Source organism: Sulfitobacter sp. 1A15258 (assembly GCF_043557045.1).
GTDB lineage: Bacteria > Pseudomonadota > Alphaproteobacteria > Rhodobacterales > Rhodobacteraceae > Sulfitobacter > Sulfitobacter faviae.
In genome coordinates this window covers 272,797-285,516 of the sequence record NZ_JBIFFK010000005.1, presented here as the reverse complement: position 1 = coordinate 285,516, position 12,720 = coordinate 272,797, and the positions used below count along the sequence as shown (strand labels likewise).

20 protein-coding genes are annotated in these 12,720 nt (G+C 62.8%); 12 read left to right on the top strand and 8 right to left on the bottom strand.

The genetic code is table 11. The annotated features are described in order from the left end of the window. Positions 1-54: 54 nt before the first annotated feature. The 6 genes from ACGYK9_RS13055 to ACGYK9_RS13030 form a co-directional block, all read right to left on the bottom strand. Complete coding sequence (locus ACGYK9_RS13055; protein WP_394411337.1) at positions 55-345, bottom strand: hypothetical protein; 291 nt, start codon at positions 343-345, stop codon at positions 55-57. Between the two features lie 95 nt (positions 346-440). Next, the gene (locus ACGYK9_RS13050) at positions 441-1,001 is read right to left on the bottom strand and encodes a F0F1 ATP synthase subunit B (protein WP_394411396.1); all 561 of its coding nucleotides are present in this window, start codon (positions 999-1,001) and stop codon (positions 441-443) included. Between the two features lie 15 nt (positions 1,002-1,016). Beyond that, a complete protein-coding gene (locus ACGYK9_RS13045; RefSeq protein ID WP_136720208.1) occupies positions 1,017-1,574 on the bottom strand; it encodes a F0F1 ATP synthase subunit B' in 558 nt (185 codons plus the stop codon). A 90-nt stretch (positions 1,575-1,664) separates the two neighbouring features. Beyond that, positions 1,665-1,889 (bottom strand): F0F1 ATP synthase subunit C, encoded by a 225-nt coding sequence (locus tag ACGYK9_RS13040; RefSeq protein WP_007118046.1) that lies wholly within the window; start codon positions 1,887-1,889, stop codon positions 1,665-1,667. Between the two features lie 64 nt (positions 1,890-1,953). Next, the gene (locus ACGYK9_RS13035; protein ID WP_067260637.1) at positions 1,954-2,715 is read right to left on the bottom strand and encodes a F0F1 ATP synthase subunit A; all 762 of its coding nucleotides are present in this window, start codon (positions 2,713-2,715) and stop codon (positions 1,954-1,956) included. A gap of 1 nt (position 2,716) precedes the next feature. Next, entirely contained in the window at positions 2,717-3,067 is a 351-nt protein-coding gene (locus ACGYK9_RS13030) for an AtpZ/AtpI family protein (RefSeq protein WP_394411334.1), read from the bottom strand. 240 nt (positions 3,068-3,307) lie between these two features. Between ACGYK9_RS13030 and ACGYK9_RS13025 the strand changes: the two genes are divergently transcribed. Next, positions 3,308-3,664 carry an ArsR/SmtB family transcription factor gene (locus ACGYK9_RS13025; protein WP_394411393.1) on the top strand — a complete coding sequence of 119 codons (357 nt, stop codon included), beginning with the start codon at positions 3,308-3,310 and terminating at the stop codon, positions 3,662-3,664. 233 nt (positions 3,665-3,897) lie between these two features. Here the strand turns inward: ACGYK9_RS13025 and ACGYK9_RS13020 are convergent, their stop codons facing one another. After that, a complete protein-coding gene (locus tag ACGYK9_RS13020) occupies positions 3,898-4,800 on the bottom strand; it encodes a DMT family transporter (RefSeq protein ID WP_394411331.1) in 903 nt (300 codons plus the stop codon). Continuing rightward, the gene (locus ACGYK9_RS13015) at positions 4,788-5,675 is read right to left on the bottom strand and encodes a LysR family transcriptional regulator (RefSeq protein ID WP_394411328.1); all 888 of its coding nucleotides are present in this window, start codon (positions 5,673-5,675) and stop codon (positions 4,788-4,790) included. The genes ACGYK9_RS13020 and ACGYK9_RS13015 overlap by 13 nt, the downstream gene beginning before the upstream one ends. A gap of 126 nt (positions 5,676-5,801) precedes the next feature. Here ACGYK9_RS13015 and ACGYK9_RS13010 point away from each other — a divergent pair, with 126 nt between their 5' ends. The 11 genes from ACGYK9_RS13010 (at position 5,802) to rplS (ending at position 12,710) form a co-directional block, all read left to right on the top strand. Next, entirely contained in the window at positions 5,802-6,386 is a 585-nt protein-coding gene (locus tag ACGYK9_RS13010) for an FMN-dependent NADH-azoreductase (protein WP_394411325.1), read from the top strand. Positions 6,387-6,656: 270 nt separating this feature from the next. Continuing rightward, the gene (ffh, locus tag ACGYK9_RS13005; RefSeq protein WP_394411322.1) at positions 6,657-8,177 is read left to right on the top strand and encodes a signal recognition particle protein; all 1,521 of its coding nucleotides are present in this window, start codon (positions 6,657-6,659) and stop codon (positions 8,175-8,177) included. Continuing rightward, positions 8,174-8,482 carry a chorismate mutase gene (locus tag ACGYK9_RS13000; protein ID WP_174860573.1) on the top strand — a complete coding sequence of 103 codons (309 nt, stop codon included), beginning with the start codon at positions 8,174-8,176 and terminating at the stop codon, positions 8,480-8,482. Before ffh ends, ACGYK9_RS13000 begins: the two co-directional genes overlap by 4 nt. A gap of 43 nt (positions 8,483-8,525) precedes the next feature. Beyond that, positions 8,526-8,912, top strand: a complete 387-nt coding sequence (gene rpsP / locus ACGYK9_RS12995; protein ID WP_067262240.1) for a 30S ribosomal protein S16 — start codon at positions 8,526-8,528, stop codon at positions 8,910-8,912. A 16-nt stretch (positions 8,913-8,928) separates the two neighbouring features. Next, positions 8,929-9,558, top strand: coding sequence for a 5,6-dimethylbenzimidazole synthase (bluB, locus tag ACGYK9_RS12990; RefSeq protein WP_394411313.1), 630 nt, complete (start codon positions 8,929-8,931; stop codon positions 9,556-9,558). Beyond that, positions 9,558-9,707 carry a hypothetical protein gene (locus ACGYK9_RS12985; RefSeq protein ID WP_169306052.1) on the top strand — a complete coding sequence of 50 codons (150 nt, stop codon included), beginning with the start codon at positions 9,558-9,560 and terminating at the stop codon, positions 9,705-9,707. The genes bluB and ACGYK9_RS12985 overlap by 1 nt, the downstream gene beginning before the upstream one ends. Further along, the gene (gene rimM, locus ACGYK9_RS12980) at positions 9,704-10,231 is read left to right on the top strand and encodes a ribosome maturation factor RimM (RefSeq protein ID WP_271688341.1); all 528 of its coding nucleotides are present in this window, start codon (positions 9,704-9,706) and stop codon (positions 10,229-10,231) included. The genes ACGYK9_RS12985 and rimM overlap by 4 nt, the downstream gene beginning before the upstream one ends. A gap of 15 nt (positions 10,232-10,246) precedes the next feature. Next, positions 10,247-11,038, top strand: a complete 792-nt coding sequence (locus tag ACGYK9_RS12975) for a hypothetical protein (RefSeq protein ID WP_394411310.1) — start codon at positions 10,247-10,249, stop codon at positions 11,036-11,038. Then, positions 11,035-11,823 (top strand): tRNA (guanosine(37)-N1)-methyltransferase TrmD, encoded by a 789-nt coding sequence (trmD, locus tag ACGYK9_RS12970; protein WP_067262246.1) that lies wholly within the window; start codon positions 11,035-11,037, stop codon positions 11,821-11,823. Before ACGYK9_RS12975 ends, trmD begins: the two co-directional genes overlap by 4 nt. Before the next feature lie 69 nt (positions 11,824-11,892). Further along, the gene (locus ACGYK9_RS12965) at positions 11,893-12,054 is read left to right on the top strand and encodes a DUF1328 family protein (protein ID WP_082849512.1); all 162 of its coding nucleotides are present in this window, start codon (positions 11,893-11,895) and stop codon (positions 12,052-12,054) included. 272 nt (positions 12,055-12,326) lie between these two features. Next, positions 12,327-12,710 carry a 50S ribosomal protein L19 gene (gene rplS, locus ACGYK9_RS12960; RefSeq protein ID WP_394411306.1) on the top strand — a complete coding sequence of 128 codons (384 nt, stop codon included), beginning with the start codon at positions 12,327-12,329 and terminating at the stop codon, positions 12,708-12,710. Positions 12,711-12,720 lie beyond the last annotated feature (10 nt).

Genomic DNA, 12,720 nt, shown 5'->3' with positions numbered 1-12,720 from the left:
GCTTCGCCCATTCCGCGCCCTCGCCTCATGCGATGCCGCAATACAGAGTCCGGGCTAGTCACAGTCCAGCACCCCAAGCGCCAGCGCCTGATCGCCCAGAACCTCCTTCACCTCACAGTCGCTAACAAGCGCCATCGCGCGCCCGGCCCGCGCGCGGATGGGGCCAAAGCGCGGCGCGTATTGGGTGTTTACCCGCACCGCCTCTGCCCGCTCCCCTCGAACGCGGACATCGAACACCGACCCCTCCACGGTGATCCGCTGCGCCGGCAGCCCCCGGAACTCCCGACTGGGCACCGTACAGGCCGCGAGGCCAATCAACATTGCAATGATAACGAGCAACTGCATGGCTCAACCCTGCCTCCACAGAGTTAACAAAAGCCTAACGCAAAAGAAAAAGCCCCGGCGAGGCCGGGGCTTTCAAAAATCTATAAGGCGCTGGTTCAGTGCAGCTTGGCTTCGACTTGGGCGATGCCTTCGTCGATCAGCTTGTTGCCCTGTGCGGCGGTCATCTGCTTGGCGATCACGTCGCGCGCAGCGGCCACGGTGATGGTCACGGCTTGGTCGCGGACTTCCTTCACAGCGGCGGCCTCGGCCGAGCTGATCTGGTCTTTCGCGGCGGCCATGCGACGCTCAAGCGACTTGGCCATATCCGCCCGCGCCTGTTCGGCGGCGAGACGGGCGTCTTCCTTGGCAGAAGACACGATCCGGTCCGCTTGGTCCTGCACCTCTTTCTGCTTGCGCTCATAAGAGGCCAGCAGGGTTTGCGCTTCTTCACGCAGGGCGCGGGCTTCTTCCAGCTCGGTCTTGATGCCGTCGGCGCGTTTGTCGAGCATGCCGATCAAAAGCGTTGGCACCTTGAAGTAAATCAGGATCCCAAGGAACAGCAGGAAGGCCAGCAACACGATGAAATCGGTGTTGCGCAGCGAAAAGAACGGCCCCGTGGCGGCAAGCGCCGGCGAAGCGGCGAGACCGGCGAGCAGGGTCGAAAGTGTCAGACGCATGGATTTGGTCATGGCTTATCCTTTCATCCGCGCGTCGACGGCAGCGCTGACGGTTGCGGTATCGGCCGTGCCACCCAGAGCGGCGACGAGGGCCTCGGCGGTGTCCTTGGCAACGGCTTGTACGTTGTCCATGGCGCCCGCGCGAATTTCGGCGATGGCTTTTTCCGATTCCGCCACTTGCGCGGCAATCTCGGCATCGGCCTTGGCCATTTCGGCATCCAGATCAGCCTGCATGTCCGCTTTTGCCTGAGCCACGATCTGCTGTGCCTCGGCACGGGCGTCGATCAGGGCCTTGTCATAGGCGGCTTCGGCTTCCTGTGCCTTGACCTTAAGGTCTTCGGCAGCCGCGATGTCATTGGTGATGGTCCCTTGGCGTTCAGCCAAAACCGCACCGATACGAGGCAGAGCCACGCGCGACAGGATCAGGTAGGTGGCGATCAGCGCCAGGATCAGCCAGAAAATCTGGTTACCCCAGTGATCGAAGTTCAGCTGCGGCATGCCCGGCGTTTCGGCAGCATGGGTCGCAATGCCGGTCGCGTCGGCCAGCCCGTCGCTGGTTGTTACAGTTGCCATCGTGGCTTCTCCTTGGAAACTTTGCCGTTACAGCCGGGCAGACACGGCGATGCGCGCCTGCCCGCTCGTAAGGATTACAGTTCCGAGAGCTTAGACAGCGAACATCAGCAGCAGAGCGACGAGGAACGAGAAGATCCCCAGAGCTTCTGCAAACGCGATGCCGATGAACAGGGTCGCTGTCTGGCTTGCGGCTGCCGAGGGGTTGCGCAGTGCGCCGGACAGGAAGTTGGCGGCAACGTTGCCGACACCCAGGGCTGCGATGCCTGTGCCGAGACCTGCGATGCCTGCGCCGATATGTGCGAGTTGACCTTCCATTGGGGTATCTCCTTACGATTGGAAGTTAAAACTTTGACGGGAAGCCCCGCCGTTGTTGGGGTTGTTAGTGTGCCGGGTGCAGCGCGTCCTTGAGGTACACGCATGTCAGGATGGTGAAGACATAGGCCTGAATGAAGGCCACCAGCACTTCGAGACCGTACATCGCGGTGATCGCGACGACCGAAACGGGCGAGATGACAGCGATGGCGGCGAAACCGGCGAAAACCTTGATCACCGCGTGGCCCGCCATGACGTTACCCGCCAGACGAATGGAGTGGCTGACCGGGCGCACGAAGTAGCTGATCAGTTCGATGATCGCCAGCACGGGGCGCAGGGCCAGAGGCGCCGAGGACACCCAGAAGAGGCTTAGGAACGCGGCGCCATTCTTGACGAAGCCGACGACGGTCACGGTGATGAACACCGCCAGCGCCAGCACCACGGTCACCGAGAAATGCGCGGTGGGGGTGAAGGCTGTCGGGATCAGGCCGAGGAAGTTGGCCATGACGATGAACATGAACAGGGTCATGATATAGGGGAAGAACTTCAGCCCCTCTTTGCCGCAGATGTCTTCGACCATCTTGTGGATGAAGCCATAGGCCAGTTCGGCGACCGATTGCATGCGGCCCGGAACGACCGAGCGGCGCGCGCTGCCCAGAACGAGCATCGCGAAAGTGGCCAGAACCGCCAGCGCCATCCAGAAGGTCGCGTTGGTGATGGTGTACCAAGCAACGGAAGCATCGTCGCCAAAGAGCGGCGATACGATGAACTGGTCCATCGGGTGGAATTCCAGACCGCCTGTTTCAGCGCCGTGTGTCTCTGTTGCCATCTCAGGCTCCCTCGTCCTTGCCCGAATGGGGCGTATCCTGTTCGGCCGGTTCGGCCTGTTGTTTACCCTGGATTTCCTCAGCGGTGCGGAGCATCGTTTTCACCCCCGCCGCAAGGCCCAGCATTACAAATAGCACCATGAAGATGGGCAGCGTGCCAAAGAGCACATCAAGCCCGTATCCGATGCCGAAACCGATCCCAAGACCGGCCACAAGTTCGATCACCATCCGCCATGCCATATTGGCCTGAGAATAATGCTCATCCGCTCGGGGCTTGGGTGCGCCGCGCTCTTTCGCAGCTGCCAGTTTGGCCTCAAGCTGCTCCATCTGCTGCCGTTGGTCCGGGCTGGTCACACCAAAATCCCCTTAGGAATATCTGCTGCGGTGCTACTGTCAGGGCGGGTTAGAGTCAACAACCTTGGCCGCCGCGGGTTTTTATTAGTTTACAAGGGCTTACGGTAGGCGGTGCCCGCTGGCACTTGAAATGGGCCCGGCAAATCCCACGGAAATCGCGCCGAAGGGTTATTCAACTCAGCGGTTAAGTTAGCCGCAATGCCCGCTTTCGCCTACGCGCGCCCCGCGCTATTCAAGCGTATGACCCAAGACCTCGATCAGGTGTTTGCCGCCCTCGCCGACCCCACACGTCGCGCCATCCTCGCCATGCTGCTGGAGGATGATATGGCCGTGACCGATGTCGCCGAGCCCTTCGAGATGTCGCTTGCGGCGATCTCGAAACATTTAGGCGTGCTGACAGCGGCGGGGCTGATCAGTCAGGAAAAGCAGGGGCGGGTGAAATGGTGCAAACTGGAACCGGATGCGCTGCGCGATGCGTCGGTCTGGATGCAGGGGTTCGGGCAATTCGAGCCGGTGAACCTTGATGCCTTCGAGCGTTTCTTGGAGATCGAACTGCCTGAGGGCAGCGAAGGCGAGATGCGCTCAGGGTCAGAGTAGGTGAAGATTATATAGATAGAGTGATCCCCCCTTGCCACGAGGTAAATAAGACAAGGGGAGGATCAATCGACGGTCAGATGACGCCGAATGCGAAACGCAAAATAGCCAAAACCACGACGATCAACCCGATCAGGTAAATAATACTGCGCATGGTGGTGTCCTTCACTGTTAATTCACGCCCCAACGCCGGGCGCCGCGCTTAGGTTCCGCCGATTCCGCAACTTTTTGAATTTTTATGACTTTTCTTCGCCATCCGCGCGCAGCAGCAGCGAAAGCGCGAGGATCGTCAGCAGCACCCCGCCCCAGACCAGCGCCCCCGGCAGGGCATTGCCAAAGCCCAACTCCCACAGGATTACCCAGCTGGGCGTGAGATAGGTATAGGCCATGACCTTGGCCGAAGGCAGCCGCAGCGCCGCAAATTGCAGCAGAACCACCGTGGCCGCCGTGGCGAAAACCGCGACATATAGAATGGTGATCCAGACCAAGGGGCGCAGAGCGCTCCAATCGGTCGCGCGGAGGTCTTGCCAGCCGTAAAGCCCCAAAAGCACCGTGCCCGCCAACAGGGTGCCAAAGGTGAACATCACCGCGCTCTCGCCACGGTTCAGCCTGCGTACCATCGGAGTATAGAGCGCGTGGCTGATGCAGCCGACGAAATAGATCGCCTCCCCCCGCCCGATGTCGAAGGCCAGAAGCGCCGAAAGGTCGCCGCGAAAGATCACCCAAAGCGCCCCCGCCCCGCCGATGGCCAGCGCCAGCGCCATGCGCGGCGTCATGACCTGCCGCATCAGCAGCCAGGCGAACCCCGCCGCCATGACCGGCACGAGGGTAAAGACCGCCGCCGCGGCCACCGGGGGCGCGGTCTTCAACCCTTCGAACATCAAAACGAAGTAGAGCGTGAAGAGCCCCGCCAGCACGAAATAGCGCCAAGGTGCCGCAAAGCCCGCCCGGCTGATATCGCCCCGCCCCCATGCCAAAGCCCCGACCAAAACCGTCGCCAAGGCGAAACGCACGGCGTTCAGCACCGTCGGCGTGATCTCATTCGCCACCTGCGCCCCGAGCGAGAATGAACCGGCCACCAGAGCCGAGAAGCAAAGCATCGCCAGATGCCCCTGCGCCGCGGCGCTTATTCGGGACATGCGACCGCATCCTCGGCATGTTCTTTGAGGAACCGCAGCACCGCCTGCACCTTGCTGGTGCGGTGCAGATCGACATGGGTGACCAACCACAGCGCACTGCCCCAATCGGGACGCGGCGCGTGGATCTCGACCAATTGCGGATCATTGCGCCCCATGGCAGCGGGCAAACCGCCGATCCCCGCCCCGGCCCGCAGCGCCGCCTCCAGCGCCGCACCGCTGGTGCTGCGCCATGCCACGCTTTCCTCCGGCACCGTGGCCCAAAGCCACTTGTGATAGGGCGCGCGGCTGTCTCGGTTGTCGGCGGCGATGAAACGGTGCTTGTGGTAATCCTCCGGCCCCTGCGGGATGCCGTACTGCGCCACATAGTCCCGGCTGGCATAGGCCCCCACCGCCAGCTGCGCATAGGGCTGCACCACATTGTCGGGCTGATCCGGCGCGGCCCCGGCACGGATGGCGACATGCGCCTCGCCATATTCCAGCCGAAACAAACGGTCTCCGATCAGATAGCGCACCACAAGTTCGGGGTTCTGTCGTTGGAATTCGGTCAGCAAGGGCGCAAGCTGCGGGGCGAGGAAATCAAGCGAGGTGATCACCAACTCCCCCGAAACATCGCTGCCGCGCCCTTTGATCCGCCCCGCCAATTGGCTGAACTGGTCGTCCGTCGCCCGCGCCACCCGCAGCAGGTCCTCCCCCGCTTCGGTGGCCGTGTAGCCGCGTGCATGGCGCTGAAACAGCTTGACGCCAAGCCGCCCCTCCAGCGCGTCGATATGGCGGATCACGGTGGCATGATGCACGCCCAGCACCTCTGCCGCGCCGCTGACGGTGCCAAGCTGTGCGACCTGATAGGCGGTCCTGATCTCATCCCAATTGTCCATTGTTCACCTCGCCTTCCCGACTTGTGCATTTACGAACATGGTCACGCTCATTCTGGCAGTTGCGTTCGCGAGCACAATGGCCAATTCCATGGCATCAGATTTACCCTTGGAACAAGGATCAACACCATGGCCACATTGCGCATCGAAACCTCGGTGAACCGCGAAAACTCCGTCACCCGCCAACTGACGGACCGGATCATCGCAACCCTGGGCGACAGCGACGTCGTCACCCGCGACATCGCCAGCGAACCCCTGCCGCTGATCGATTCGACATGGGCCAGCGCCCGGGTGAAACCCGAAGAAGAGCGCACCGAACTGGATCAAGAAGCCCTCGCCCTGTCCGACGCACTGGTTGCCGAAGTGCAGGCCGCCGATACGATCGTGATCAGCGCGCCGATCTACAACTTCACCATTCCCGCCTCGCTCAAAGCCTGGATTGACCTGATCGCCCGCGTCGGCGTGACCTTCCGCTACACCGAAGACGGCCCCCAAGGGCTGCTGGAGAACAAACGCGTCATCGTGGCCTTCGCCTCGGGCGGGACAGGCATCGATTCCGCCGCCGATTTCGCCAGCGGCTACCTCCGCTTTGTGCTGGGCTTTTTGGGCATCACTGATGTGACCTTCGTCGCAGCGGACCAGCTGGCCGTGGACGCCGAAGGCACCATCGCCCGCGCCCATGCGCAGATCGACGCGCTGCGCGACGCGGCCTAAGCGCCCCGCCCTCTCCTCCAAATCGGCCGCGTCCCCACACCGGGGGCGCGGCTTTTGCGTGGCGGCCTTTCGCCAGCCACCCCACGCGGCTTGACTCACAGCCCCGCAGCGCGTAAACGCCACCCAATCTCCGGAAGCATTGCCTTCCGGTCCCGGCTTGTCGTCGGGATCGCCCCCAGTCAGCGCGTTGCGCCCACTGGGGCGTTTGTGCATTTTCGCGCGCGTCCTTAGATAGGGGCAAGTGCAACCGACCCGAAAGGCCCTGTGCCCATGTTTGAAAATCTTAGCGAACGGCTCTCTGGTGTCTTTGACCGCCTGACCAAACAAGGCGCGCTCAGCGACGAGGACGTCAAGACCGCCCTGCGCGAAGTGCGCGTCGCCCTGTTGGAAGCGGACGTTTCGCTGCCCGTGGCGCGTGAATTCGTCAAGACGGTGCAGGAAAAGGCCACAGGCCAAGCGGTGACCAAATCGGTGACACCGGGCCAGCAGGTCGTCAAGATTGTCCATGACGCGCTGATCGACGTGCTGAAAGGCGAAGGCGAACCCGGTTCGCTCAAGATCGACAGCCCGCCCGCGCCGATCCTGATGGTCGGCCTGCAGGGCGGCGGTAAGACGACCACCACCGCAAAACTCGCCAAGCGCATGAAAGACCGCGACGGCAAGCGCGTGTTGATGGCCTCGCTCGACGTGAACCGCCCCGCGGCGATGGAGCAATTGGCGATCCTCGGCACGCAGATCGGCGTCGACACGCTGCCGATCGTCAAGGGCGAAAGCCCGGTGCAAATCGCCAAACGCGCCAAAACGCAGGCGGGCTTGGGCGGTTATGACGTCTATATGCTCGACACCGCGGGCCGCCTGTCCATCGACGAAGAGTTGATGAGCCAAGTCGAAGCCGTGCGCGACGTGGCCAATCCACGTGAAACATTGCTGGTCGTCGACGGCCTGACCGGTCAGGATGCCGTGCACACGGCTGAGAACTTTGACGAGCGTATCGGCATCTCCGGCGTCGTGCTGACCCGGATGGACGGCGATGGCCGTGGCGGTGCTGCGCTCTCGATGCGCGCCGTGACCGGCAAGCCGATCAAATTCGTTGGTCTGGGCGAAAAGATGGACGCGCTTGAGACCTTCGAGCCCGAGCGTATCGCGGGCCGCATCCTCGGCATGGGCGACATCGTGGCGCTGGTCGAAAAGGCGCAGGAAACCATCGAGGCCGAACAGGCCGAGAAGATGATGAAGCGCATGGCCAAGGGTCAGTTCAATATGAACGACCTCAAGATGCAGCTTGAACAGATGATCAAAATGGGCGGCATGCAGGGCATGATGGGCATGATGCCCGGCATGGGGAAAATGGCGAAACAGGTCGAAGACGCCGGTTTCGACGACAAGATCCTCAAGCAGCAGATCGCCCTCATTCAGTCCATGACCAAGAAAGAGCGCGCCAACCCTGCCCTGCTGCAGGCCAGCCGCAAGAAGCGTATCGCCAAGGGTGCCGGCATGGAGGTCTCTGACCTCAACAAGCTGATGAAGATGCACCGCCAGATGTCCGACATGATGAAGAAGATGGGCAAGATGGGCAAAGGCGGTATGCTCAAGCAGGCCATGAAGGGCATGATGGGCAAGGGCGGCATGCCCGGCGGCATGGAACCCTCCCAGATGGACCCCAAGGCGCTGGAAGCGGCGGCCAAGCAGATGGGCGGCAAGCTGCCCGGCGGTCTGGGTGGCATGGGCGGTGGCCTCGGCGGCGGCATGGGCCTGCCCGGCGGCCTCAGCGGTTTCGGGAAGAAGAAATGACCGACACCACCACAGATACCGCTGCCCGCGCCGCCGAGCTGTTGAAAGAGCACCGCGCCTCGATCGACCGGCTCGACGCGATCCTCGTCTATACGCTGGGCGAGCGGTTCAAACACACGCAGGCCGTGGGGAAACTCAAGGCCACGCACGACCTTCCCCCCTCCGATCCGGCCCGCGAGGCGGCCCAGATCGAGCGGCTCGAAGATTTGGCGGAAGCGGCGGACCTCGACCCCGTCTTCGCCAAGAAGTTCTTGAACTTCATCATCGCCGAAGTCATTCGGCACCACAAAACCCACCAAGAATAGGACGGCCTCCCGTCCCCCCAACCAACCTAAAGGATTAAACACCATGGCAATGAAAATTCGTCTCGCCCGCGGCGGCTCCAAAAAGCGCCCCTTCTACCGTATCGTGGCCGCCGACAGCCGCATGCCGCGCGATGGCCGCTTCATCGAGAAGCTGGGCACCTACAACCCGCTGCTGCCGAAAGACAGCGAAGACCGCGTGAAAATGGACGTTGAAAAGGTTCAGGAATGGATCGCCAAAGGCGCCCAGCCGACCGAGCGCGTGGTTCGCATGCTGGAAGCCGCTGGCATCCGCGAAAAGACCGAGCGTAACAACCCCAAGAAGGGCGCACCGGGCAAGAAAGCCCAAGAGCGCGCGCAGGAGAAAGCCGACAAGGCTGCTGCCGCTGCCGAAGCTGCCAACGCCCCTGCCGAAGAAGCTTCCGCAGAATAAGCTTCGAGCGCCCGGCATGGATACATTCTCTGATGACTTCCGTGCCGGGCTGCACGACCTGATGCGATGGCGGCGCGACGTGCGCCGCTTTCGCACAGACCCGCTGGACGAGGCGCTGATGCAAAGCTGCCTCGACAGTTTTAACCTCGCCCCCTCTGTGGGCCTGTCGGAACCCTGGCGGATCATCCGCGTTGCCTCCGACACCGCGCGCCAAGCCGCGCTTGAGAATTTCCAATCCGCCAATGCCCGCGCCCTCGCCGGATACGATGGTGAAAAGGCCGCGCTCTATGCCGGGCTCAAACTCTCGGGGATGAGCGACGCGCCCGAGCAATTGGCGATCTACTGTGATGAGAGCACCGAAAAGGGCAGCGGCCTCGGCGCGGGCACCATGCCCGAGATGCGGCGCTATTCGGTGGTGGGGGCGATCACCCACCTATGGCTCACCGCCCGCGCTCATGGCCTCGGGCTGGGCTGGGTCTCGGTGCTTGACCCCGCCCGGCTGAACCGTGACCTTGCGGTGCCAGAGGACTGGTCGCTGGTGGCCTATCTTTGTATGGGCTGGCCCGAGGAAAACAGCCTGACGCCGGAACTGGAAACCAAGGGTTGGGAGACCCGCGCCCCCCGCCTCAAGGTCGAGACCCGCTAATGAGAAAGCTACTGTTCCTTCTGTCCGTGCTCGTGCTCGGCTTTGTCCTTGGCATCCGCTATGATCGGCAGTTAATGCAGGATGAATGCAAGGCCGGGGCCGGTGAATGGACCGGGACGATCTGCGTGAATTCGGAGTTGTTGCAATGAGTGACCAAGACCTGATCTGCGTCGGTGCCATCGCGGGCGCCTATGGCGTGCGCGGCGAAGTGCGCGTGAAAAGCTACTGCGCCGTGCCCGAAGACATCGAAAACTACCGCCCGCTGAGCACCGAGGACGGCAGCCGCCAGTTCACCCTCGCCCTGCTGCACCCGGTCAAAAACGGCTTTGCCGCGCGCATCGCCGAAATCACCACCAAGGAAGAGGCCGACGATCTGCGCGGTGTCTCGCTCTTTGCCGCGCGGGATCAATTGCCGGGCCTGCCGGATGACGAATTCTACCACGCCGATCTCATCGGGCTTGAGGTCTATGACACCGGCGGCGTGCTGCTGGGGCGCGTTAAAACCGTGCAGAACCACGGGGCGGACGATCTGTTGGAACTGCAACTTGCAGGCACCTCGGCCACCACCTTCCTGCCCTTCACCAAAGCCGCCGTGCCGACGGTCGATCTCGCCTCCGGTCGGATCATCGCCGACCCGCCTTTGGGCGTGCTGCCCGAGGGCAAGGATGGCTGAGACCGGAGCCGGATGATGCCCCGCCGGATCATCCTGCATCCCGGCTTTCACAAGACCGGGACCAGTTCCGTTCAAGCCACTTTGCGCGCCAACCGCGCCCTGCTGAAACCCCATGTCGCCCTGCGCCTGCGCTGGCAGATGAAAGACCTGCTGCATGCCGCGCGCGGCTATTCCACATGGCGCGATCCGCTCACGCGGCTCAAGGCCGAATACCGCTTCGACGCCCTTCTCGACGCCCTGCCCCGGATGCCGCGCCGGACGCTGATCCTCTCGGCCGAGGAACTGGCCGGTCACATGCCCGGACGTGGCGATCTGGCCGACTACAGCGCTGCGCCCGTGTTGCTGGAGACCTTTACCCGCAGCCTGCGCCGCCGTTTCCCCCGGGCGGAGATCATGGTTTACCTCTCGACCCGCGATCCGGCGGATTGGATCGCTTCGGCCTATTGGGAGCATGTCAAAGCCTCCTCCATGACGCTCGACCTTGCCACTTTCACAGCCCGTTACGCCCCAGCGGCAGATTTGGATACGGTGGCCGAAACGATTGCCCGGCGTCTGCCCTGCCCGGTGCATCACGCGCGGCTGGAGGCCTGCCGCGACCTGCCGCTCGGCCCCGCTACGCCCCTTCTAGACCTTTGCGCATTGCCGCCTGAGGTCTTGGCGCAGATGACCGTGCCCCCGCCCGAGAACCAGCGCTTGCCTGCGGAACTTTTGCAGGCTCTGCTTGACGCCAACCGTCAACACGCCGATGACCCCGAGGCGCGCCGGCGCGCCAAGACCGCTCTATTGCAACAGGCAGGAACCGCATGAAACCCACCCGCTCTCACGGACGTCAAAGCGCACGCCCCAGCCTCAAACCCCGCGCCCTGATGCAAGACGCGCCCGATTACGCTGATGTCTGGCAGGCCCGGATCGTCACGTTGTTTCCCGATCTCTTCCCCGGTGTGCTGGGCGCCAGCCTGACCGGAAAAGCGCTGCATGAAGGGCGTTGGCAATTGCACACCCATGACCTGCGCGATTTCGGCATCGGCAAGCACCGCAATGTCGATGATACCCCCGCAGGCGGCGGGGCGGGCATGGTCATGCGCGCCGATGTGGTCGGCCCGGCGCTGGCGCGCGCGCAAAGCCACGCCCATGGGCGCTGGCCGATCCTCTACATGTCGCCGCGCGGGCGGCGGTTCGATCAGGCCATGGCGCGCGATCTGGCAAGCTGCGCGGGCGTGACAATGCTCTGCGGGCGATTCGAGGGGGTCGACGAACGGGTGATCGAGCATTTCGGCATCACCGAGGTTAGTCTGGGCGATTTCGTCATGACGGGGGGCGAGTTGGCCGCCCAAGCGATGATCGACGCCACTGTGCGCCTCTTGCCCGGCGTGCTGGGCAACGCCGAGAGCATCGAAGAGGAAAGCCACGCCTCGGGCCTGCTGGAACATCCGCAATATACCCGCCCCGCCGAATGGGAAGGGCGCGAGATTCCGCCCGTTCTAATGTCGGGCAACCATGGCGAGATTGCGAAATGGCGTCAGGCGCAGGCCGAAGAGCTGACCCGCAAACGCCGCCCCGACATGTGGGCCGCCTTCGAGAGCAAGGATTGAGCCCGCGCCCCGATACGGAACCCGCCCCTGCGCGGCGCGTTGATCTCCCATATCGGAGGGAGAATCCAAATGCTTGAACTTATTCTTATTCTGTTGATCGTCGCCGCCGTTGCAGCGCTCTTGGGCTTTGGCCGCGTATCGGGTGCCGCGATGACCGGGGCGAAAGTGCTGATCGGCATCGTGCTGGTGCTGTTCCTGCTCGTTGTCTTGGGCGTGATCGCGCTGGCCTGACGCGACAGCGCGCAGAGGTCTGAAACACAGAGGATCAAGGTGGCCACAGCCCCCTTGATCCTATCGCTTTTGCCCCCTATACCCCGCGCATCCGGAATCGCTTTGGCGGCTCCGGTGCTTTGCGTTTAACGCAGAAAACTAAGTAATGACGACGATACCTCCGGCGGGGGGCCTTGATCGGAAACGATTGCGGCGCTGCCCGATAGAACCCGAAGCTCTGGGTCGCGACATAATTTCGTGGAATACCGCGAACATCATAGGAGAATGGTCAGATGAACCTGATCGCAGAGATCGAGGCGGAACAAGTCGCCGAACTGGGGAACGAGATCCCCGACTTCCGTGCCGGTGATACCGTTCGTGTTGGCTTTAAAGTCACCGAAGGCACCCGCACCCGTGTGCAGAACTACGAAGGCGTCTGCATTTCGCGCAAGAACGGTCACGGCATCGCCGGGTCCTTCACCGTGCGCAAGATTTCCTTTGGCGAAGGCGTGGAGCGTGTGTTCCCGCTGCATTCGACCAACATCGACAGCATCACCGTCGTGCGCCGTGGTCGCGTGCGTCGTGCCAAGCTGTACTACCTGCGCAGCCGTCGCGGCAAATCCGCACGGATCGCCGAAAACGTCCACTATAAGCCGCTTTCCGGCGCGAACGCATAAAGGACTGGTC